The organism is Pseudooceanicola marinus, assembly GCF_002786295.1.
In the GTDB taxonomy this organism is placed as follows: domain Bacteria; phylum Pseudomonadota; class Alphaproteobacteria; order Rhodobacterales; family Rhodobacteraceae; genus Pseudooceanicola; species Pseudooceanicola marinus.
Map to the genome: position 1 here is coordinate 94,316 of NZ_PGTC01000010.1, position 20,921 is coordinate 115,236.

Annotated in this window: 22 protein-coding genes; 4 read left to right on the top strand and 18 right to left on the bottom strand. The window is 67.6% G+C overall.

What is annotated here, in order from left to right; all coding sequences use genetic code 11:
* Window positions 1–33 precede the first annotated feature (33 nt).
* Window positions 34–534 carry an Lrp/AsnC family transcriptional regulator gene (locus CVM50_RS04760; protein ID WP_085887747.1) on the top strand — a complete coding sequence of 167 codons (501 nt, stop codon included), beginning with the start codon at window positions 34–36 and terminating at the stop codon, window positions 532–534.
* Between the two features lie 75 nt (window positions 535–609).
* Here the strand turns inward: CVM50_RS04760 and CVM50_RS21275 are convergent, their stop codons facing one another.
* From CVM50_RS21275 to lgt, 4 genes are all read right to left on the bottom strand, one after another.
* Window positions 610–756 (bottom strand): hypothetical protein, encoded by a 147-nt coding sequence (locus CVM50_RS21275; protein ID WP_232618156.1) that lies wholly within the window; start codon window positions 754–756, stop codon window positions 610–612.
* A 142-nt stretch (window positions 757–898) separates the two neighbouring features.
* Window positions 899–1,654, bottom strand: coding sequence for a peptidoglycan editing factor PgeF (gene pgeF, locus CVM50_RS04765; RefSeq protein WP_085887746.1), 756 nt, complete (start codon window positions 1,652–1,654; stop codon window positions 899–901).
* Between the two features lie 77 nt (window positions 1,655–1,731).
* Window positions 1,732–2,811, bottom strand: coding sequence for a class I SAM-dependent methyltransferase (locus tag CVM50_RS04770; protein WP_085887745.1), 1,080 nt, complete (start codon window positions 2,809–2,811; stop codon window positions 1,732–1,734).
* Window positions 2,808–3,707, bottom strand: a complete 900-nt coding sequence (lgt, locus tag CVM50_RS04775; protein WP_085887744.1) for a prolipoprotein diacylglyceryl transferase — start codon at window positions 3,705–3,707, stop codon at window positions 2,808–2,810. Before lgt ends, CVM50_RS04770 begins: the two co-directional genes overlap by 4 nt.
* Before the next feature lie 163 nt (window positions 3,708–3,870).
* Between lgt and CVM50_RS04780 the strand changes: the two genes are divergently transcribed.
* Window positions 3,871–4,122, top strand: coding sequence for an accessory factor UbiK family protein (locus CVM50_RS04780; RefSeq protein WP_085887743.1), 252 nt, complete (start codon window positions 3,871–3,873; stop codon window positions 4,120–4,122).
* A gap of 141 nt (window positions 4,123–4,263) precedes the next feature.
* Here the strand turns inward: CVM50_RS04780 and CVM50_RS04785 are convergent, their stop codons facing one another.
* The 8 genes from CVM50_RS04785 to CVM50_RS04820 form a co-directional block, all read right to left on the bottom strand.
* Window positions 4,264–4,872 carry a DUF4136 domain-containing protein gene (locus CVM50_RS04785; RefSeq protein WP_085887742.1) on the bottom strand — a complete coding sequence of 203 codons (609 nt, stop codon included), beginning with the start codon at window positions 4,870–4,872 and terminating at the stop codon, window positions 4,264–4,266.
* A gap of 118 nt (window positions 4,873–4,990) precedes the next feature.
* Window positions 4,991–6,136, bottom strand: a complete 1,146-nt coding sequence (locus CVM50_RS04790; protein WP_085887741.1) for an iron-containing alcohol dehydrogenase — start codon at window positions 6,134–6,136, stop codon at window positions 4,991–4,993.
* Between the two features lie 12 nt (window positions 6,137–6,148).
* Window positions 6,149–7,522 carry an aldehyde dehydrogenase family protein gene (locus CVM50_RS04795; RefSeq protein ID WP_085887740.1) on the bottom strand — a complete coding sequence of 458 codons (1,374 nt, stop codon included), beginning with the start codon at window positions 7,520–7,522 and terminating at the stop codon, window positions 6,149–6,151.
* A 2-nt stretch (window positions 7,523–7,524) separates the two neighbouring features.
* The gene (locus CVM50_RS04800) at window positions 7,525–8,886 is read right to left on the bottom strand and encodes a glutamine synthetase family protein (protein ID WP_085887739.1); all 1,362 of its coding nucleotides are present in this window, start codon (window positions 8,884–8,886) and stop codon (window positions 7,525–7,527) included.
* A 70-nt stretch (window positions 8,887–8,956) separates the two neighbouring features.
* Window positions 8,957–9,994 (bottom strand): TRAP transporter substrate-binding protein, encoded by a 1,038-nt coding sequence (locus tag CVM50_RS04805; RefSeq protein ID WP_085887738.1) that lies wholly within the window; start codon window positions 9,992–9,994, stop codon window positions 8,957–8,959.
* A gap of 57 nt (window positions 9,995–10,051) precedes the next feature.
* Window positions 10,052–11,377, bottom strand: a complete 1,326-nt coding sequence (locus CVM50_RS04810; RefSeq protein ID WP_085887737.1) for a TRAP transporter large permease — start codon at window positions 11,375–11,377, stop codon at window positions 10,052–10,054.
* On the bottom strand, window positions 11,377–11,970 hold the full coding sequence (locus tag CVM50_RS04815) for a TRAP transporter small permease subunit (protein WP_085887736.1): 594 nt from the start codon (window positions 11,968–11,970) through the stop codon (window positions 11,377–11,379). The genes CVM50_RS04810 and CVM50_RS04815 overlap by 1 nt, the downstream gene beginning before the upstream one ends.
* Window positions 11,967–12,818: an N-formylglutamate amidohydrolase gene (locus tag CVM50_RS04820; RefSeq protein WP_332835657.1), complete on the bottom strand. Its 852-nt coding sequence runs from the start codon at window positions 12,816–12,818 to the stop codon at window positions 11,967–11,969. The genes CVM50_RS04815 and CVM50_RS04820 overlap by 4 nt, the downstream gene beginning before the upstream one ends.
* A 69-nt stretch (window positions 12,819–12,887) precedes the next feature.
* Between CVM50_RS04820 and CVM50_RS04825 the strand changes: the two genes are divergently transcribed.
* Window positions 12,888–13,802, top strand: a complete 915-nt coding sequence (locus CVM50_RS04825) for a MurR/RpiR family transcriptional regulator (RefSeq protein ID WP_232618157.1) — start codon at window positions 12,888–12,890, stop codon at window positions 13,800–13,802.
* 29 nt (window positions 13,803–13,831) lie between these two features.
* On the opposite strand, the gene aroQ is transcribed toward CVM50_RS04825, so the two are convergent.
* On the bottom strand, window positions 13,832–14,272 hold the full coding sequence (gene aroQ / locus CVM50_RS04830; protein ID WP_085887735.1) for a type II 3-dehydroquinate dehydratase: 441 nt from the start codon (window positions 14,270–14,272) through the stop codon (window positions 13,832–13,834).
* 285 nt (window positions 14,273–14,557) lie between these two features.
* On the opposite strand from aroQ, the gene CVM50_RS04835 reads away from it, so the two are divergent.
* Window positions 14,558–15,457: a Hint domain-containing protein gene (locus CVM50_RS04835; RefSeq protein ID WP_085887734.1), complete on the top strand. Its 900-nt coding sequence runs from the start codon at window positions 14,558–14,560 to the stop codon at window positions 15,455–15,457.
* Window positions 15,458–15,476: 19 nt separating this feature from the next.
* Here the strand turns inward: CVM50_RS04835 and CVM50_RS04840 are convergent, their stop codons facing one another.
* The 5 genes from CVM50_RS04840 to CVM50_RS04860 form a co-directional block, all read right to left on the bottom strand.
* Entirely contained in the window at window positions 15,477–17,456 is a 1,980-nt protein-coding gene (locus tag CVM50_RS04840) for a sulfotransferase (protein WP_085887733.1), read from the bottom strand.
* Window positions 17,453–18,223: a hypothetical protein gene (locus CVM50_RS04845; RefSeq protein WP_085887732.1), complete on the bottom strand. Its 771-nt coding sequence runs from the start codon at window positions 18,221–18,223 to the stop codon at window positions 17,453–17,455. Before CVM50_RS04845 ends, CVM50_RS04840 begins: the two co-directional genes overlap by 4 nt.
* Before the next feature lie 113 nt (window positions 18,224–18,336).
* On the bottom strand, window positions 18,337–19,269 hold the full coding sequence (locus CVM50_RS04850; RefSeq protein WP_085887731.1) for an AEC family transporter: 933 nt from the start codon (window positions 19,267–19,269) through the stop codon (window positions 18,337–18,339).
* A gap of 33 nt (window positions 19,270–19,302) precedes the next feature.
* Window positions 19,303–20,100 (bottom strand): MBL fold metallo-hydrolase, encoded by a 798-nt coding sequence (locus CVM50_RS04855; RefSeq protein ID WP_085887730.1) that lies wholly within the window; start codon window positions 20,098–20,100, stop codon window positions 19,303–19,305.
* The gene (locus CVM50_RS04860) at window positions 20,100–20,909 is read right to left on the bottom strand and encodes a TatD family hydrolase (protein ID WP_085887729.1); all 810 of its coding nucleotides are present in this window, start codon (window positions 20,907–20,909) and stop codon (window positions 20,100–20,102) included. The genes CVM50_RS04855 and CVM50_RS04860 overlap by 1 nt, the downstream gene beginning before the upstream one ends.
* Window positions 20,910–20,921 lie beyond the last annotated feature (12 nt).

The window sequence follows — 20,921 nt, forward strand, 5'->3', positions numbered from 1 at the left end:
ATGGTATAAGAATCGCAAATTCGGGAGAACATGATGCCTGGAACCAGACTGGATCCGATCGACAGGAAAATCCTGGCCGAACTGCAGGCCGATGGTCGCATGACCAACGTCGAGCTGGCCAAGCGGGTGGGTATATCCGCGCCGCCCTGCCTGCGTCGGGTCCGCACCCTGGAAGAGCAGGGGTATATCCGCGGCTACCACGCCGAGGTTGACAGCCGCGAGTTGGGATTCGAGGTGCAGGTCTTCGCCATGGTCGGTCTGCAGAGCCAGGCCGAGGCGGATCTGGTGGCCTTCGAGATGCGCTGCCGTGGCTGGCCGCTGGTGCGCGAATGCCACATGCTGAACGGCGAGGTGGACTTCATCCTGAAATGCGTGGCCCCCGACCTGTCGACCTTCCAGAGCTTCCTGACCAGCGAGCTGACGGCGGCGGAGAACGTCGCCAGCGTGAAGACCTCGCTGGTGATCCGCGGTGCCAAGGACGAACCCGGCGTGCCTTTCGAGGTGCTGGAGGAGCGGCTGGCGCGCGACGCCTGAGGGCAGCCGGGACCGGACATGAAAAAGCCCCGCTCCGGCGGGGCTCTGGCGTTTGGGGGCGCGGATGTGCCCAGCTCAGGCGACGCCGCGTGCCTTGGCCGTGTCGCTGCGCATCTCGGCGGCGCGGGCACCGCGCGTCGCGCGGTTGTAGGGCAGGGAGACCTGGGCCGTCTTGGCGGTTTCGATCACGGATTTCATCCAACGCTTGGTCTGTGCACGCATAACGCTCACCTGTCTCTTCTGGCCGGCCGCCCGGCGGAGTCTCTCAATGGTTAACCATCGCCCGACAATGCGGCCAGCATGGGGTGAATTGTGACCATTTCGTGGAAATTGGGCCCGGGCGATCGCGCCGGCGTCGCGTCGCCTAGAGGCAGATGACCGAGATCAGGCGCCCGTAGTCCGCCTCGCCCGCATGGGTCGCCCGCCGGTAGGAGAAGAACCGTTCTGGGTCCGAGTAGGTGCAATGCCGGGTCCACTCCGCCTCGCCCACGCCCGCGCGGCGCAGCCGGTGCAGGCCGAAGGACGGCAGGTCGAAGTGCAAGCGGTCGCCTTCGCCCCCGGCGAAGAACCGGCTGTTCTCGGGGTCTTCGATGATGAAGTCCTCCAGGAAATCCGGGCCCACCTCATAGGCGCGCTGGCTGATCGTCGGGCCGATGACGGCGCGGATGCGGCCGCGCTCTGCCCCCAGTTCGACCATGCTGTCCAGCGTGGCTTCCAGCACGCCGTCCAGCGCACCGCGCCAGCCGGCGTGGGCAGCAGCGATCACCTGTGCCTCCGGGTCGGCCAGGAGTACGGGCTGGCAGTCGGCGGTCAGCACGGCCAGGGCCACGCCGGGGGTCGCGGTGACAAGGGCGTCGGCTTCGGGCGCCGGGTGGGGCGGCTCCGTCACCGACATGGCGCGGGCGGAATGCACCTGTCGGGCCAGGGCCAGGTTCCCGGGGGCCACCTCCATCGCACTAGCGACGCGGGCACGGTTGATCGCCACGATCTCGGCCTGGTCGGAGGACCCGGTGCCACAGTTCAGCCCGGCGAAGATCCCCGAAGAGGCGCCGCCCTTGCGGGTGAAGAAGCCGTGCCGGATGGGGGCAAGAGCCGGGGAGGTGATGATTTCGAGGGTCATGGCGAGCCTTGAAGGGGACGTTTCGACGAATGGCAGGCGGTCGGGTTGGGCGTCCGGGGCGGGCCGGGCGCTGGCGGTCAGGGGGTCAGGCCGGGTTGCAGCCCCGGCGGAGGGCGCTGGCCCGGGGGTGTCAGCGCCAGAATCTTGAAGAGCGTCCCCATTTCCTCGGGGTGGGTCAAGCGGCGATGTGCGGTCACGTGGGCGTCAAGCGCGGCGCCGCTCAGCCCCTTGGCCAGGGCCTGGGCCCGTGCCGTGATGCCCAGCCGTTCGAGGAAGACGCCCTGGGTTTCCAGCCGCGTGGCGGTCGCGGGCAGGGCGGCGCGGGCCAGTTCGCCGAAGTCGACGTGGGCCGTCAGGTCGGCCTGGCCCGGGGTGGCGAAAGGATCGGCGAAGCCGTGGTGGCGCAGCGCCTGGAAGGTGTCCCCGAAGGATCGCGCATCGCCGTAGTCGACGATCAGCGCCACGCCGCCCTGGCGGGTGATGTGCTGACCGAGCCTTCCGGCCCAGGCCAGCGCCTCGGGCGACAGTTCGACCACGTCGCCCGCCTCGGTGTCGCCCAGGCGGTAGTCCAGGGCCGCCTGCGGCGCCGGTGTCGCCCAATCGGGCGCCAACCCGGCGTCGGTGGCGGTGACTACGCGTTCCTGCCACAGCTCGCCTGTCGCGCGGCGGAACTGGCGGATCGGCAGGGCGTCGAAGAACTCGTTGGCGACCAGGAACAGGGGCAGCGGCGGCAGGTCTGACAGATCGTCGACCCAGACCGGCGCATGGCCCGCCAGCCGGGCGCGCTGCGCCTCGCGCAGGCGCGGCGAGGCCTCGACCAGCAGGATCTGGGCGGCCTCGTGAAAGCCCGGCACGGCCCGGGTGGCGCGCAGGATGTCGGCCATCAGCGTGCCGCGCCCCGGGCCCAGCTCGGCCAGCAGGAAGGCGGCGGGGCGCCCCTGGTCCAGCCAGCTCTGCGCCAGGGCCAGGCCCAGCAGTTCGCCGAACATCTGGCTGATTTCCGGCGCGGTGGTGAAATCGCCCTCGGCCCCGATGCTGGTCTGGGTGGTGTAATAGCCATGCGCCGGGTCCAGCAGGCAGGCCCGCATGTAGGCGTCCAGCGGCAGGGGGCCCTCCGCGGCGATGCGGGCGCGCAGGATCTCGGTCAGGGCGTTCATGCGAGGGCGGGGCGCTTGCGGCAGGACCAGGCGATGACGGCCAGCCCGACGATCACCATCGGCAGCGACAGCAGCTGGCCCATGGTCAGGCCCAGCGTCTCGGTCAGGCGCAGGACATGGCCGTGCGGGTTGTCCGGCGTGATGAACTGCGCATCGGCCAGGCGGTAGAATTCGACGACGAAGCGGGCCAGGCCATAGCCCGTCAGGAAGACGCCCGTCAGGCGCCAGGGCGCGCGCAGGGTGCGGGTGCCGAAGGCCAGCACGATCAGCAGCAGGCCCAGCACCAGCCCTTCCAGCCCGGCCTCGTAAAGCTGCGAGGGGTGGCGCGCGCAAAGCCCCTCGACCCCGGGGCAGTTCTGCGCGGCAGGGCCGGGGAAGATGACGCCCCAGGGCGCGTCGGTCGGACGGCCCCACAGCTCGGCATTCACGAAGTTGGCGATCCGGCCCAGCATCAGACCCGGCGGCGCGGCCAGGGCCAGCATGTCGGCGGTCGACCCCAGCGGGATGGCATTGCGGCGGCAGAAGATCAGGGTGGCGACACAGACCCCGAGGAAGCCGCCATGGAAGGCCATGCCGCCCTGCCAGATGCGCAGGATCTCGGCCGGGTGGGACAGGTAATAGGCGGGTTCGTAGAACAGCACGAAGCCCAGGCGCCCGCCGAGGATGATGCCGAGGATCATCCAGGTCAGCAGGTCATCCAGCTGGTCCTTGCGCATGGGCGCCTGCGTGGCGGGCCACAGCCGGTCCCGACCCAGGGCGGCGCGGCAGAGCAGGTAGCCCAGCCCGATGCCCACCAGGTAGGCCAGCGCGTACCAGCGCAGGGCGAACTCGGCGCCGAAGAGGGAGATCGAGAAAATCTCGGGCGACAGGTCGGGGAAGGGGATCACGGCTCGCATGCCCGCTACTTGCCCGCCCCCGGCTTTGACTGTCAAGCGGACCTGGGCCGCTCGCGGCCCCCCGCTGCCCGGCAATCTGCCATGCCCCGGTTGGGACGGGTTGAGGCCGGGCGCGTTGAGGCCCATATTGCAGGGTAACGTAACCGCAGACGCGAGAGACCCCATGCAGACCCGCAACAAGTTCTTCGACGACATGTCGCAGCTGATGACCAATGCCATGGGTGTCGCCCAGGGCGCCAAGGATGAGGCGGAAACCGCCTTCAACTCGATGATCGACCGTTGGCTGGCGGACCGCGATTTCGTCACCCGAGAGGAATTCGACGCCGTGCGCACCATGGCCCAGAAGGCGCGCGAAGAGAACGCCGTGCTGAAGGCCCGCCTGGATGCGCTGGAGGCCGCGCCGAAGTCGGAGTGATCCGACCTACGGACCGTGACAAGACAAGATAGCAGAAGGGCCCGGCGTGATCGCGCGGGCCCTTCTTGGTTGCGGCTACCGGCGGCAGCGGGTGCCTTTTCAGGTCCGCCCTCCGGCAGGCCCGTTCAGCAAGCCTTGTCTTCAGCAAGCCTTGTCTTCGGTCTTTGTCACCCGGCCGCTCTCGGGGGCGGGGAAGCTCTTGAGCGCGGCTTCCAGCATGAGGGAGATGACCCGGCCCGCCTGGTCACAGGTGTCGCGGCTGCTCGCACTGGCTTCGAAGACAGAGCGACCGCTGCGGGCATCGCGCATGGTGATGCTGATCTGGCGCGGATAGACGGTCCGCGTCCGGTACTCGGTGCGATAGCCGACGGTGCCCCAGATCGGCACGGTCTTGAAGACGCCCTCGCGGACCTCCTCCGTTTCGTAGCCGACGATACCCTTGATCGGCACCTGAACCGAATAGCGCTCGGTTTCCGGCGCTTCGGTGCTGTAGGCGAAGCGGGCCAGCAGACGGGCCTCGCTGCGGGGGGAGGAAGTATAGCCACGCTTGGCCAGAACGCCAGCCAGGCTTTCGGCGTTGCTGCGCCATGCCAGGCTGTCGCCCCGCATGCCCGGGCCGGGGGCGATATGCACGGTCTTCGGCGCGATGTCCGCGGGAATGGTGGAATAGCTTTCGACGGTGGAGGTGACGCTGGTGCAGGCGGCAAGCAGCAGGGCCAGCACGGCGGACAGGAGCGGGATCAGGCGCATGGGCCCTCCGGAAATGCAGGTCGGCAAATTGGCGACAGCTTAGCGCGGCGCCGCGGACATGAAAACGCCCGCCGGTGAGAGCGGGCGTTCTGAGCGGATCACGACTTGAGGGATGCGGTCAGATGCAGGCCTCGACCACCGGCTTCAGGTTCTCGGCGGTCAGCTGCACCGGGTTGCCGCCGCAGGACGGATCTTCCAGCGCCATCGCAACGATGTCGTCGATGCGCGCCGCATCCACGCCGAGCGCCGATAGCTTGCGCGGGATGCCCAGGCGGTCGTTCAGCTTCTGCACGTAGTCGCAGAACCCGTCAAATCCGCCCTCGATCCCCAGATAGGGCGCCGCCTCGTCGAAACGGGTGCGGATCAGGTCGGCGTTCAGGTTCAGCACGGCGGGCATGCAGACGGCGTTGGTGGTGCCGTGGTGCGTGTTGAAGATCGCGCCGACGGGGTGGGAGATCGCATGGATCGCGCCCAGGCCCTTCTGGAAGGCGGTGGCGCCCATCATGGCGGCGGACATCATGTTGGCGCGGGCCTCGATATCGGTGCCGTCCTCATAGGCGCGTGGCAGGTAGTCGACGACCAGCCGCATGCCTTCCAGCGCGATGCCCTGGGACATCGGGTGGTAGTGCGGGCTGCTGAAGGCCTCCACGCAGTGGGCGAAGGCATCGAGGCCGGTGCCGGCGGTGATGAACTTCGGCATGCCCACGGTCAGTTCCGGGTCGCAGATGACGACCTGCGGCAGGACCTTGGGGTGGAAGATGATCTTCTTCACGTGGGTCTCGGAGTTGGTGATGACGCTGGCGCGCCCCACCTCGGATCCGGTCCCGGCAGTGGTCGGCACGGCCACGATGGGCGCGATGCCATCCGGGTCGGCGCGGGTCCACCAGTCGCCGATATCCTCGAAGTCCCAGACGGGGCGGGTCTGGCCGGCCATGAAGGCCACCATCTTCGCCAGGTCGAGGCCCGAGCCGCCGCCGAAGGCGATCACGCCGTCATGGCCGCCCTCGCGGTAGACCTTCAGGCCTTCTTCCAGGTTCTTTTCGGTCGGGTTGGCATCCACGCCGGAGAACATGGCGCGGCCCAGCCCGCCCGAGACCATCAGGTCCAGCGTGTTCTGGGTGATGTCCATCTCGGCCAGGCCGCGGTCGGTGACCAGGAGCGGCTTGCGGATGTTGGCCGCGGCGCAGGCCTCGGCGATCTCGGCAATGCGACCGGCGCCGAAGCGGATCGCGGTCGGGTAGGACCAGTTTCCTGTGAGGGTCATGGCAGGGGTTCCTCAGGCTTTGCGGTAATGGTGCGACTTGGGACGGGTCAGGGCGTGGTAACCCAGGACCGACAGGCCCGCGCCGTGGCCGGTGTTCTTGCACCCCGTCCAGCACAGCGCGGGGTCGAGGTAGTCGCAGCGGTTCATGAAGACCGTGCCGGTCTCCAGGCGCGGTGCGATGGCGTTCATCGCCTCCACGTCCTTGGTGAAGACAGCCGCGGTCAGCCCGTACTGGCAGTCGTTCATCAGCGCGATGGCCTCTTCGTCGTCCTTCACCGGCATGATGCCGACCACGGGGCCGAAGCTTTCCTCGCGCATAATCTCCATGTCGTGGGTCACGCCGGTCAGGATCTGCGGCGTCAGGTAGGCGGCGCCGTCATCGGCCTCCATCGTCTCGATCAGGGCGGTGGCGCCATTGGCCACGGCATCCTCGATCTGGGCCCGCACGGTGGCGGCGAAACGCACGTTGGCCATCGGGCCGACGGTGCTGTCCTCGGCCAGCGGGTTGCCGAGCTTCTGGCCCTTCACCCAGGCTACGGCCTTCTCGACGAAGGCGTCATACAGGCTTTCGTGCACGTAGATCCGTTCGATCCCGCAGCAGCACTGGCCGGAGTTGAACATGGCGCCATCCATCAGCCCGTCGACGGCCGCGTCCAGGTCGGCGTCGGCACGGACATAGCCCGGGTCCTTGCCGCCCAGTTCGGTGGCCACCGGCGTGAAGGTGCCCGCCGCGTCGCGTTCCACCGCGCGACCACCCGCGACCGATCCGGTGAAGTTGACGAAATCGAAGGCGCGGTCGGCCAGCAGGGCCGAGCTGACCTCGTGGCTGAAGACGACGTTCTGGAACACGTCCTCGGGCACGCCCGCGGCATGCAGCGCCTCGGCCAGGTGTTCACCCACCTTCAGGGTCTGGGCGGCGTGTTTCAGCACCACGGTGTTGCCGGCGATCAGCGCGGGGGCCACGGTGTTGATCGCGGTCATGTAGGGGTAGTTCCAGGGGGCGATTACGTAGACGACGCCCTGGGGTTCGCGGGTGATCTTGCGGGTCGCGGTGTCGCTGTCCTCGATCACCATCGGCGCCAGGGCCTCTTCGGCGATGTCGGCCATGTAGCTGGCGCGTTCGTTGAAGCCACCGAATTCACCGCCGAAGCGCACGGGGCGGCCCATCTGGTGGGCCAGTTCCTGCGCCATGCGGTCGGTCTGTTCGCCGATGATCGCCACGGCCTTGCGCACCAGCGCCACGCGGTCGGCAATCGTGCGCGCCGCCCATGCGGGCTGCGCCGCGCGGGCGCGGGCCACGACGTCGCGCGCCTCGGCCTCGGTCAGGTAGTCCCGCGACAGGTACACCGACCCGTCGATGGGAGAGATCAGATCCACTTTGCTCATAGTTACGCTCTTTCGAATCCGCGTTGAATTTCCCAGTCGGTCACGACCGCGTCGTAGGCCTCCTGCTCCCAGTCGGCGGCGCGGGTGTAATGGTCGATCACCTCGTCGCCGAAGGCCTCGCGCAGGAAGGCCGAATTGGCCAGGGTCTCGCGCGCCGCGCGCAGGGTCGAGGGGATCTCGGTCACGCTGCCCTGTTCGTAAACGTCGCCATCGGCGGGGGGCGACAGCTCCAGCCCCTCCTCGATGCCCTTGATGCCCGCCGCCAGCTGCACCGCCATGGCCAGGTAGGGGTTCACGTCCGAGCCGGGAATGCGGCATTCCATCCGCACCGCCTTGGACCCGGCGCCGCACAGGCGGAAGCCCGCGGTGCGGTTGTCCACCGACCACACGGCCTTGGTGGGGGCAAAGCTGCCCGCCTGGAAGCGTTTGTAGCTGTTGATGTTCTGCGCCAGGAAGAAGGTGTAGTCCGGCGCGTACTTGATGATACCGGCGCAGTAGCTCTTCATCAGGGCGGACATGCCGAGGCTGTCCTCGGGGTCGTAGAAGGCGCTGTCGTTGCCCTCCCACAGCGACTGATGCACGTGGGAGGAACTGCCGACCTTGTCGCGGTGCCACTTGGGGATGAAGCTGGCGGCGTGGCCCTTCATCAGCGCGACATCCTTCACCACATGCTTGCCCAGCACGTGATAGTCGGCGGCCAGGATGGCCTCGTCATACTTGATGTTCAGCTCTTCTTGGCCGGTTTCTGCCTCGCCCTTGGTGCATTCCACCGGCACGCCCATGGCGTAGAGGGCGTTGCGCACCGGGCGCAGGACGACCTCGTCGCGCAGCGACAGTTGCAGGGCGTAGTCCTCGTTGTAGGGGGTCAGCGTGTCGAGATCCTTGAAGCCCGACTTGCGGATCTCGTCGAAGCTCTTCTCGAAGAGGAAGAATTCCAGTTCCGTCGCCATCTTGGCGGTATAGCCCATGGCCTGCAGCCGCTTCACCTGGGATTGCAGCATGGCGCGGGGGCTGTGGGGGACGGGGGCGTGGTGGTGGTGATCCAGCACGTCGCACAGGACGATCGCCGTGCCCTCCAGCCAGGGGGCGGGGCGCAGCGTCGACAGGTCGGGGCGCATCACGTAGTCGCCGTAGCCGCCGGCCCAGCTGGTCGCGGCGTAGCCTTCGACCGTGTACATCTCAAGGTCGGTGGCCAGCAGGTAGTTGCAGCAATGGCTTTCTTCCCAGGCGCTATCGACGAAATGCGCCGCGTGAAAGCGTTTGCCCATCAGGCGGCCCTGCATGTCCACGATACAGGCCAGGACCGTGTCGATCTCGCCCGCGGCCACCTGTTCCTTCAGTTTGTCGAACGTCAGCGCGCCCATGTCTCATTCCTCCTGACCTGCGGAGGGCGGCCCCGAAAGGCCGCCCCGTTGTCTTGTTCCGGTGCGGCGATCAGCCGAAGGTGTACGGCGGGCCTGCCTTCGAGGTCACGTCGTTGTAGTCGCGGAAGATTTGCACCAGCTTGGCGGCCACTTCGCCCTGTTCGGCCATCTCGTCCCAGAAGGTGACGGCGGCCTCTTCGACCACTTTCCACTCTTCCTGCGGGATCGAGCGCAGCTGCAGCTTGTCGCCCTGGGCGCGCAGACGCGCCTCGCCGCCCCAGTACCACTGGTTGCGGTAGGTGTGGCTGGCCTCGATCGCCGAGGACACGATGGTCTTCAGGTGATCGGGCAGGTCGGCCCAGCGTTGCTGGTTGACGAAGAACGACCCGATCCAGGCGCCCGAGATGTTGTTGGTCAGGAAGTAGTCGGTCACGTCGGCCCAGCCCACGGTGTAGTCTTCCGTGATGCCCGACCAGGCCATGCCGTCCAGCTCGCCGGTCTGCACGGCGACCTGCGCATCCTCGTAGGGGATGTTCATCGGCACGACGCCGAACTGGCTGAGGAACTCACCCGCGGTCGGGAAGGTGTAGAGGCGCAGCCCCTCCAGGTCCGCCAGCGAGGTGATTTCCTTCTTGGTGTTGAAGTTGCACGGGTCCTGGCCCGCGGCCGACAGCCACTTCACGCCGACCTTGGCGTATTCCTCGTCCCAGATCTCGGCCAGGCCGTACTGCTGGAACAGCACGGGCACGTCCAGCGCGTGCTTGGTGGCCAGCGGGAAGTAGCCGCCGAACTGGCGCAGCGGCGTGGGGGAGGCCATGGAGTCGTCGTCCGAGTGGACGCCGTCGATGGTGCCGCGCTGCAGCGCCTGGAACAGCTCGCCCGTGGGGACGATCTGGTCGGCGTAGTAGAGTTCGATTTCCAGCTCGCCCTGGGCGGCGGCGTTGATCGCGTCGATGGCGGGTTTGGTGACTTCCTGACCCAGGGCCGAGCCAGCGTAGGTCTGGAACCGCCACTTGATGGCTTCCTGGGCACGCAGAACAGAAGGCGCGGCCAGAGCTGCGGGGGCGGCCATTGCGGCGCCGCGCAGGAAGGAACGTCTGTTGGTCATTTTCGGGTACTCCCTTTGGGGTTTGCGGAAGCCCCGCTTGGGCGCGGGGTCTGGTGGTTATTGGTAGACATAATTCGGCAGCCATGTCGCGATCGACGGGAAGGCCATGACGATGGCCAGGGCGATTACCATCACCGTCACGAAGGGCGCGATGGAGCCGTAGATGTCCTTCAGCGTGATCTCCGGCGGCGCCATGGCACGCATCAGGAACAGGTTATAGCCGAAGGGCGGGGTCATGTAGGCGATCTGGCAGGTGATGGTGTAGAGGACACCGTACCAGACCAGGTCGAAGCCCAGCTCGCCGACCAGGGGCACGTAGAGGGGCGCCACGATGACCAGCATCGCCGTGTCATCGAGGAAGCTGCCCATCACCAGGAAGCTCAGCTGCATCAGGATGAGGATCATCCAGGGGCTCAGGCCCAGCTGTTCGGTGAAGAGGAAGCTGATCGCCTTCACCGCGCCCAGCCCATCGAAGACCGCGCCGAAGGCCAGGGCCGCCAGGATGATCCACATGAACATGCAGGAGATGCCCAGGGTGTTGCGGGTGGCGGTTTCAAAGACTTTCCAGGACATCCGGCCCTTCAGGAGGGCGGCCAGGAAGGCCGCGATGGCGCCGATGGCCGAGGCTTCGACCAGCGAGGTCCAGCCCTTCACGAAGGGCACCATCATCACCGCGAAGATGCCCACGGGCAGCAGGCCAGCGCGCAGCAGGCGCAGTTTCTCGGCCCAGGTGACCTCGGCCCGTTCCTCCGCCGACAGGGCGGGGCCAAGTGCCGGGTTCGCCCGGCAGCGCAGCACGATGTAAAGGATGAAAAGGGCGGCCATCATCAGGCCGGGCAGGATGCCCGCCAGCCACAGCTGGCCCACGGGCTGCCGTGCGATCATGGCGTAAAGCACCAGCACCACCGAGGGCGGCACCAGGATGCCCAGGGACGACCCCGCCTGGATCACCCCCGTCACCATCTTCTTGTCGTAGCCTCGTTTCAGCAGCTCCGGCAGGGCGATGGTCGAGCCGATGGCCATGCCCGCGACCGACAGACCGTTCATCGCCGAGACCAGCACCATCAGCCCGATGGTGCCGATGGCCAACCCGCCCTTCACGCCGCCCATCCAGACGTGGAACATGCGGTAGAGGTCGTCGGCGATCTTCGATTCCGACAGTACGTAGCCCATGAAGACGAACATCGGCAGCGTCAGCATCGGATACCAGTTCATCAGCTTGATGAGGGCCGAATACCCGATGTCGTAGCCGCCCCGGTCCCCCCAGAGCAGCAGTGCCGCGACCACGGCGACGAAGCCGATGGCGCCGAAGACCCGCTGGCCGGTCAGCAGCATCAGCATCATGGTGCTGAACATCAGCAGGGCGATCAGTTCATAGGACATCAGATCTCTTCCCCGCGCAGACGCAGCAGGTCCTTGAAGAATTCGGAGAGCACCTGAAGCAGCATCAGGAACAGGCCGATGCAGGTGATCAGCTTGATGGGCCACATGACGGGCCCCCAGGAAGACCGCGAAGTCTCGATATAGCCCATGACTTCCCCCGCAGCGGCCGGGCCGCCGGTGAAGAAGGCCCCGATCAGCCGCCCGAAGAAGGGCAGGGGGCCGCCCATGAAATTGCCCAGAGAATAGGCCAGCGAGGCCAGGCCGCCGTAGATCATCACGCCCAGGTAGAAGAGCAGGAAGAAGACGGTGAAGGCATCCAGCCAGGCCTTCTTGCGGTCGTTCAGCTCGGCATAGATCAGGTCCATGCGCACGTTCGATCCCAGCTGGATCGAGTAGGGGCCGCCGAGGATGTAGTAAGCGACCATGACGAACTGGGCCAGTTCCAGCGTCCAGAGCGACGGCAACAGGAAGGTCTTCGAGACCGAGGACCACAGCAGGATGCCCATCAGGACGAAGAGGCCGAACATGGTGATCCGGCCGATCAGCCAGTTCATCCCGTCGATCCAGCGGATATAGCCGCGCATCAGCCTCATGCGCCCTCCCCCGTGGGGAGCGCGGCGGAGGCGGGCGCGCAGCCCTCCTCGCCCTCGGTCGCCAGGGCGGCCAGCGACAGGCTCAGCGCGCCGCAGAGCTGTTCGGCGGCCAACGAGACCTTCTCGGCGTCGGCCAGCAGGTCGTTGCGCACCTCGATCATCACGTTCAGCCGGCCACGCGACACGGCATGTTCGCGCAGGGTGTGGGTGACGCCGTCGGTGGCGGAATAGGGGGCGTTCAGCTCGGCCTTCAGGGGGCCGGTCCAGTTGTCCATCATCGCCAGCGCCAGCCGGTCGTCGCTGTCGTGCAGCAGGCCGATCTCGGTCGCACGCGGCTCGCCATGCCACAGGGGCGTGAAGGAATGTACCGTCACCAGGGCGCCGCCGTGGCGGTCCAGCACGCCCGACAGGGCCGCCTGGAACGGACGGTAGATCTCGCAGACGCGGGCGGCGCGCTGTTCGTCGTTCAGCCCGACGTTGCCGGGCACCTCGACCACCTCGGAGCGTTCCGGCATCGCGCCGGGAGACGACGGCGGGCGGTTGCAGTCGTAGACCAGCCGCGACACGCGGGACGCCACCAGGGGCGCGCCCATCCGTTCGGAGATCGCCACGGCCAGGGCCAGGGCGCCGGGGTCCCAGACGGCGTGGCTCAGCCGATCGGCCTCTGCCAGGCCCAGCCCGTCAAGGGCCGCCGGGATCGCCGCGCTGGCGTGTTCGCAGGACAGCACCACAGGACCGGTGCCGCCGGGATGGATCACCTCGACGGCAGGTCGCTCGCCGGGTGCCAGAATCTGAGAGTCATTGCCCACCATGGCCGCAGAGAAACCGGCCCCGGGCCCGGGTGTCAATTCATTTCTGTAGACATGACTACAGGTCGCCCCTAGCTTGTACATATTGCTACAGCGAAGGGCGGGGCAGTGACGAAGGCAGAGGCGGACGCAGTCGGTCAGAAACCGGAGATCACGCGGGCGGAGGACCCGGCCGGGGCCGTCCGCGCTCGGATCGAGGCCGAGGACACCCGCCTGACCGCCGCCGAGAAACGTGTTGGCGAGGTGATCCTGAAGGACTACCCCATGGCCGGCATGCAGTCGGTGACGAAGCTCGCGGACCTTGCCTGTGTCTCCACCCCCACGGTGATCCGCATGGCGCGGAAACTGGGGTTCGAGGGCTTCCCCGAGATGCAGAACGCCCTGCGCGACGAGGTGGCGGATCGGATCAAGGCGCCGGCGCTGAAACGCGACGCGCGTGGTGGTGATGGCCATGTGCTGCACCGTTTCGCTGATGCCGTGATCGGCAACCTGACACGCTCGCTCGACCGGGTGGATACGGCGACCTTCGATGCGGTGGCGGCGCTCTTGGCGGACAGCAACCGCCCGGCCTACTTCCTGGGCGGACGGATCTCCGGCGCCACGGCCAGCTATTTCCACAACCACATGCAGATCATCCGGACGGGCATGACCCTGCTGGACCAGGCGCCCAACGTCTGGCCGCACTACCTTCTGGATATGGGGCCGGCCTCGGTCCTCGTGCTGTTCGACATCCGGCGCTATGAAAAGGACCTGCTGCGCCTGGCGGAACTGGCCGCCGAGCGCGGCGCGACCATTGTGCTGTTCACCGACCAGTGGGGATCGCCCGTGGCCCGCGTGGCGCGCCACGTCTTCCACCTGGAGGTCGAGGCGCCGTCGAACTGGGACAGCACCGTTGCCATCATGGCCGTGGTCGAGGCGCTGATCGCCGAGGTCCAGGCGAAACGCTGGGACGAAAGCCGCGAACGCCTGGATGAACTGGAGGCGATGTTCTCCACCACCCGGGTCTTCCGCTCCGGGGGCTAGCGCCCGGCAGGGACGTCGATCGGGCGGGTTCAGCCCGTGACCAGTGTCGCAAGGCGGCGCAGTGCCAGCTGGTAGCCCTCGGTGCCGAAGCCCGCGATCACCCCGTCCGCGCGCAGCGAGACGTAGGAGTGGTGACGGAATCTCTCGCGCTTGTGCACGTTAGAGATATGACACTCGATCACAAAGCCCTCGAAGGTGTTCAGCGCATCGAGGATCGCCACCGAGGTATGGGTGTAGGCGCCGGGGTTGATGACGATGCCCGCGCAGGTATCGCGCGCGGCATGGATGCAATCGATGATTCCGCCCTCGTGGTTGGACTGGTAGAACTGCAGATCCAGCCCCAGATCGGCGGCCAGCGCGGTGCAGTCGGCGGCCACGTCGTCCAGCGTTTCATGGCCGTAGATGTCCGGCTGTCGCTTGCCCAGCAGGTTCAGGTTAGGGCCGTTGATGATCTGGATCCTGGCTGCCATGGGGCTCACTCCTCTTTGCTGAATCCTGCCTAAGCCGCCGGGCGAGGACGGGCAAGGGTGGTGGAACAGGACCGGTCGGGGCAGCGCCGTAACTTTTCGCGCGTAAAGTCCGGGTTTTCGTGGACCTGTGGCGCGCACGCCCGGATTTCGCCGTATTTGCTGGGTTTAGTCATGTCATAAGACACTCGCCCTGACTCTGTGTCACGGGGCGGGAAAGCCGCAGGACCCCGGCAAACCGGGGCCGCGCAAGAAAGGCAGAATGCCACAGAAGGGTAGAACAGGGTCATGAACTGGAACGGATACGTTCGTGGAGGCACGCAGCCCTGTCTCGGATCCGCCCATGAAGGGCGGACGGGAGACGGGGCCGCGCCAGCGTCCTGGGAGTATATCAAGAAGCCGCTGCGCTTTTACATGCAGGGGGGCGATGGCGGTGGTCTGGACCGGCGTCTGGCCCTTGGCAGCCCGGGCGGGGAGAGCGAGGGCGCCTTTGCCGGGCGCCGCATCGGCACCCTGCGCCGCGACGGCAAGCTGCGGATGTTCTCCGTCGATCACGTCACCTCCTTCCTCGCGGGCACCCGCGTGCGCACCCCCGACGGGCTGCGCCTGATCGAGACGTTGCGCCCCGGCGACAAGGTGATGACCCTCGACAACGGCCCCTGCGAGGTGACCTGGACCGGGCGTCGCAGCCTGCGCGCCCAGGGGCGGCTCGCGCCCATCCTGGTGCGGCCCGGGGCCCTGGGCAATCGTCATCCGATCATGGTCGCGCCGTCCCAGCAACTGGTGCTGAAGGACCGCGCGCTGCGCACGCTGTTCGGACAAGACGAGGCGGTGGTGGCCGCGCGGCACCTGCTGGACGGTGAGCGGATCATCCGCAGTCCTCGGGCCGAAGCCGACTACGTGCTGTTGCAGATGGACGGCTACCAGGTGCTGGACGAAGGCGAGCTGGGCCTGGAATGCGCCGAGCCGCAGCGGCTGTGCGAGCTGGACGAGGCGGCGCTGGAACGGTCCATGGCCGAGGCCCGGCTGAACAAGCCGCAGGTCTGTCTGAAGATGGCGCGCGGCCATCGCGTCGGGCTGACGGGCTACGAAAGTCGGCTGTTGCGGTCTATGATGGCGACGACGGCGGAGATGATGCCGGCGCTGCGCGGCAACCGGCGCGGGCCTCTGGGCATGGCAATGTCCTGAGCCGGGCGCTGCGGCGCGGTCAGGACATGGAGCCGGGGGCGGAGCCGCGTGCCAGGGCCGTGCGGGCCCGTTCGGCCTCGAAGGGCAGCCCGGCCGCCTCGCAGACCGGCGCCAGCGCCGCGACATCGCCGCCCATCACCGCCTCGGCCTGCACCGTCAGCACCCTGACGCCGCTGTCGACCAGCCCGGCCAGGCGATCTTCATAGCAGGCGCAGAAGGGTTTCCAGAACTCCGGGCTTGTCGAATGGCGGCGCATGAAACTGGCGCGGGCCAGCGAGGCCAGCACCGCCTCGCGCTCCCTCTCGACGATCACCCAGGTGGCACCCGGAAAGGCGCGCGCGAACAGCGGCCAGAGCAGGGCGAGCTTGGGGTCCTTGTAGCCCCAGGGGGCCTTGCCGTCGTATCCCTCCGCCCGGATCGCGCGCAGCAGGCGGCGGTTCAGGCCGGGGCAAGGCGGCAGGGCCTCGGTGCGGGGCAGGGGCGCCACCCCGCGCGGGTCGGCGCCCAGGGCCGACAGGATCGGTTTCAGGTGCTTTTCACGGATCCGGCGGTTCTCGCCATAGCCCTCTGGGTTGTCGGCATTGCCGGGGATCGTCTCGCCCAGCCACAGGCCCTGGCCCTGCAGGATCCGCGTGACCAGCGAGGTGCCCGAGCGCGGCAGCCCGGTGATGAAGACCGGGCGCAGGGCCGGGGGCTGCCGTGGCGGGGTCGCGGGCAGGGCGGCGACAGGCCGCTCTGACCACCGCGCCAGTGCCTTTTCGATCCAGGGGGCGAGGCTGCGCGCCGACAGCTCTTCCTTCGGCAGGGTGGTGGCGCAGGCAAAGACGCTGCGTGCGTCTGCCTCCGGCCCCCAGAACCAATGCGCGGTTTTGTTCATGATCGCCAGCAGCGGCACGCCGGAAAACCCCGCCATGTGCCAGTTGGCACTGTCCACGGAGATCACCCCGGCGAGACCCCGGATCATGTCGATCGTCTCCACCGGATTGGCGGTGATGTCGGCCAGGGGCACCTGGGCGCGCGGGTCGGCCTGCAGGATCGCGCGTTCCTCCGCCGTCAGGTCGAACTGCAGGGCCAGGATTCGGCAGTCCAGCGGCAGCATGTCCAGCAGGAAGCGCAGGGGGATGTGCCGTTCCTCGCGCCGGTTCTGCCCCGATCCGCCGCGCCAGCACAGGCCGAAGACCGGCGGGTCGAAGGGATGCCGCCGGGGCTGATCCAGGGTGATCCCCGGGGCGATCGTGCCCAGGCGGCGATAGCCGCGCCCGACGAAATCGGCGGCCAGGTGGGCGCGTGGGCGGCCCAGATCCGTGGCGATCCGGTCGGCGGGGGTGAAGCTGGCCTTGGGGAAGTAGCGCCGGATCAGCGGACCATACTTGGCCAGCCCGGTGAAGGCCGATGTTTCATGCGCGCCCTCGGCCTTGATATGCGCCAGGTGAAAGAGCACGTCGCCCAGCCCCTGTTCCAGCACGATAAGCCCGGCATCCCCGGACGGGTCCGCGGGCAGGGGCGCATGAGTCACGCTGTCCGGCAGGACCTTCGGGAAATTGATCGCCTGCCAGCGCGCGGCGTAGAGCGGAAAGCCGATGCCATAGCGGTGCGCCCAGATCTCGTGCAGCCCGGCGGAGGTGCGGAAATCGGCCAGTTCGCGCGGGCCGTTCGCGGGATCCAGGCGCAGCCGTTTCGCCTGGGCCGGATCGCGCAGGCGCAGGGACAGGCGATAGCGCATCGGCGTGAAAAGATGGGTCGGCAGGTCGCGGTTCAGCTGTCGTGCCGCATCCAGGTCGCCGATGGCGTAGAGGGCGCAGCCCAGTTGCAGATAGCGCAGCGCCTGCTGTCGGCTGGGGTCCAGTCGGTCGAAGGCCGGCTGGCGCAGCAGTGGCGCGATCAGCTCCCAGCAGCGGGAAATGCGGCCCGCGGTGAAGGCTGCCTGCGCCTCCTTCAGCAGCGCCGCCAGGTCGACCTTGCGCGCCTGCGGCGCGGGCGCGGCCGGGCGGTCGCTCATTTTTCCTTCACCTTCAGCAGGCGCTCGGGGCGCACCCGTTCGGCGGCCTCGAAGAGGGAGAAGGTCTGGTTCACGTAGTTCACCGCGCCGCCGATGTGATCCATGTAGGTCTGCAGCTCGTCCGTCATTTCCGCCTCGACCATCTGCACGGTCCGATCCGGGCCATCGGCCTCGAACTGCACGTAGAACAGCGGTTCGCCCCGGCGGATCGTGATGGGCTTCGCTGTGTCGTGCCACTCGAAGGCCCACATCAGCGGGCGCGGCCAGAGGTTGATCGGGAAACGCCCGCCGAAGATCGTGCCCGGAAGGGGCGTCTTGCGGTAGTACATGTAGGCTTCGAGCTGGGTCATGTAGACCGGCTCATCGGTGATGAAATAGTAGGGCAGCTTCAGCTGGATGATGGGGCGGTCGGGGTAGCGCCACTCCCCCTCGTTCACCAGGGTCAGCCGCTTGCCCAGGGTCGAGCCGCGCACCGCAGATTTCTCGCCCGAGAGGTTGCGCAGCACCGGCTTGCCGTCCTTGTCGCGGGTGAAGCCGATGTTCAGGTCGAAGGGGCAGAGCACCTCGAAATAGCGGCTTTCCAGTCCCACGACGGCCGGACAGCGCGAGGCGGATTTGGCATGCTCGCGCCGGGCCTCGCGGGAATGCACTCGGCGGGGCGGTTCGTAGATCACCGGCGCGTCGGTCTTGCCCAGTAGCCAGCCGATCTTCACCGGGCCGGCGCCGGGATCGGTCGGGCCGCGCTGGTAGGTGACGGTGATGTCCATGGGGATCTCCTGCGCGCGGGGCGTACACTGCGAAAAGAGGTAGCCTGTCGCCCCGCGCCGCGCAAGAAATTCAAGGGCTTCGCCCCAGTGCGTAGGACCCGGGACCGACCGGATCAGGGCAGCATCGTCAGCCAGAACCACGAGGTGAAGAGGCACACCCCGGTGGAGATCAGCAGCGCCGAGGCCGCCGAGCGTTTGGCCCGGTCGTAGAGGTTGGCGAAGACATAGGTGTTCACGCCCGGTGCCACGCAGGCGGTCAGCACGGCAGAGCGGAAGGCCGCCTCGGACAGGGCGAAGGCGCGGCCCAGCCCCCAGGTGATCGCCGGATGCACCATCAGGGCCAGCACACAGATCATGCCGATCAGTCGCCAGTCGCCCTCGATCTTGTATTGCACCAGCACGCCGCCCACGGCGAACAGTGCTGCCGGCAGGGCGGAGCGGGCGATGATCTGCATCGCGTCATCCATGGGGCCGGGCACGGTCAGCCCGGAAAGGTTCACGATGAAGCCCAGCATCAGTGCGATGACCAGCGGGTTGGTGAAAATCTGCCGCAGGATGCGCTGCGCCAGCGCGGCGATGCGCAGGCCCTGGCCACCCGCCCGCGTCATCTCCATCGCGATGATGCCCAGGGTGTAGCAGAAGGGCGCGTGGATCGAGATGATGGCGAAGTTGGAGGCCAGCGCATCCGCGCCGAAGGCCCGTTCGGTGATCGGCACGCCCAGCATCATCGAGTTGGAGAAGAGACAGCAGAACCCGATGACCACCGCATCCTCGGGCGAACGCCCGATGGCGCGGGCGCCGAAGAGGCCGAGGAAGAAACAGGCGGTGGCCCCGGCGTAGAAGCTCAGCAGCAGCGGCGCGTGGAACTGTTCCCCGATGTCGAAGGTGCTGACCGCGAGGAACAGCAGGCAGGGAAAGGCCGCGTTCTGGGTGTAGGACATCAGCCCTTCGGCCACCGACAGCTTCAGCAGCCCGGTGCGGGTGGCGACATAGCCGGCGCCCAGCACCAGAAAGACCGGCAAGATGATGTTGAGAAGCGCGCTCATGCCGCGGCCCCCTGTGCGGGGCAGGGCCGCATGTCAGAGGTCATAGGTGATCTGCATCCCGTCAAAAGCCGGGGTGATGTGATCCGCCGTCTCGGCCTCCAGCGTGGCATAGTCCAGGTCGATGTGCATGTTGGTCAGCACGGCCCGATCGGGCGCGGCGCGTTCGATCCAGGCCAGCGACTGTTCCAGGTGCGAATGCGTGGGATGCGGATCGCGGCGCAGGGTGTCCAGGATCCAGCATTTCAGCCCGGCGCAGGCCTCCCAGGCCTCATCGGACATCTCGGCCACGTCGGGCAGGTAGGCCACGTCGCGTACCCGGAAGCCGAGCGCGTCGATGGAGCCGTGATTGACCTTGAACGGCATCAGCGTCACCGGCCCGCCCGCGCCGTCGATGGTAACGGCGCCCTTGATGGTGTTCAGCTCCAGGATCGGCGGGTAGGGCGAGCCCTCGGGCTGCACGAAGACATAGCCGAAGCGGCTGAGCAGCGCGTCCTGGGTGTCGCCATCGGCCCAAACGGGCAGGCGGCGGCGCATGTTGAAGACCACCTGGCGCAGGTCGTCGATGCCGTGGACGTGATCGGCATGGGCATGGGTGAAGACCACCGCGTCCAGCTCGCCAATCCCTGCGTCCAGCAGTTGCTGGCGCATGTCGGGGGAGGTGTCGATCAGCACCCGGGTGGTACCTTCCTCGCGGATCTGCTCGACCAGGAGGGAGCAGCGGCGGCGGGCGTTCTTGGGGTTCTCGGGGTCGCAGTCGCCCCAGAGGCCGCCGAGACGCGGCACACCGCCGGAAGAGCCGCAGCCCAGAATGGTGAAACGCAGCTGGCCCATCAGGCGGCGTCCTTCTGCCAGGCGGAGACCTTGGTGAACAGCCGGTCGAAGTTCGCCTGCGTCTGGGCGGCGAAGGCGGCGTAGTCCATGCCGAAGACCTCGGCGCCGACCTGGGCGGTCAGGGCGGTAAAGGCGGGCTCGTTACGCTTACCGCGATGCGGCGGCGGGGCCAGGTAGGGGCTGTCGGTTTCCACCAGCACCCGATCGCGCGGCACCTGGGCGAAGAAATCGCGCAGTTCCTGGCTTTTCTTGAAGGTCGTGACGCCGGACATCGACAGATAGAAGCCCAGCTCCAGCGCCTTGCGGCCCAGATCGGGGCCGGAAGAGAAGCAGTGCATCACGCAGGAGTAAGGCGCGTTGCGGTATTCCTCTTCGAGGATCCGCGCCATGTCCTCATCCGCGTCGCGGGCGTGGATGACCAGCGGCAGGCCGGTCTCGGCGGCGGCGGCGCAATGCACCCGCAGGCTGTCCTTCTGCGCCTGGGCGCTCTCGGCAGTGTAGTGGTAATCGAGGCCCGTCTCGCCAATGGCGACCAGTTTCGGGTGCTTGGCCACCTCGACCAGCTCGTCGAAGGTCACCGGGGCCTCATCGGCCACCGACATCGGGTGCAGCCCGTAGGCCCAGAAGACCGACGGATAGGTTTCCGAGATGCTGCGCACCTTGTCGATGCCGCCGGGCTTGGTGCAGATCGACACCATCCGGGTCACGCCCGCCGCATGGGCCCGCTCCACCACCTGGTCCAGCTCACCGTCGAAGTCCGGGAAATCGAGGTGGCAATGGCTGTCGGTGATCTGGGCTGCGTCGGTCATGTCTGTCCTGAT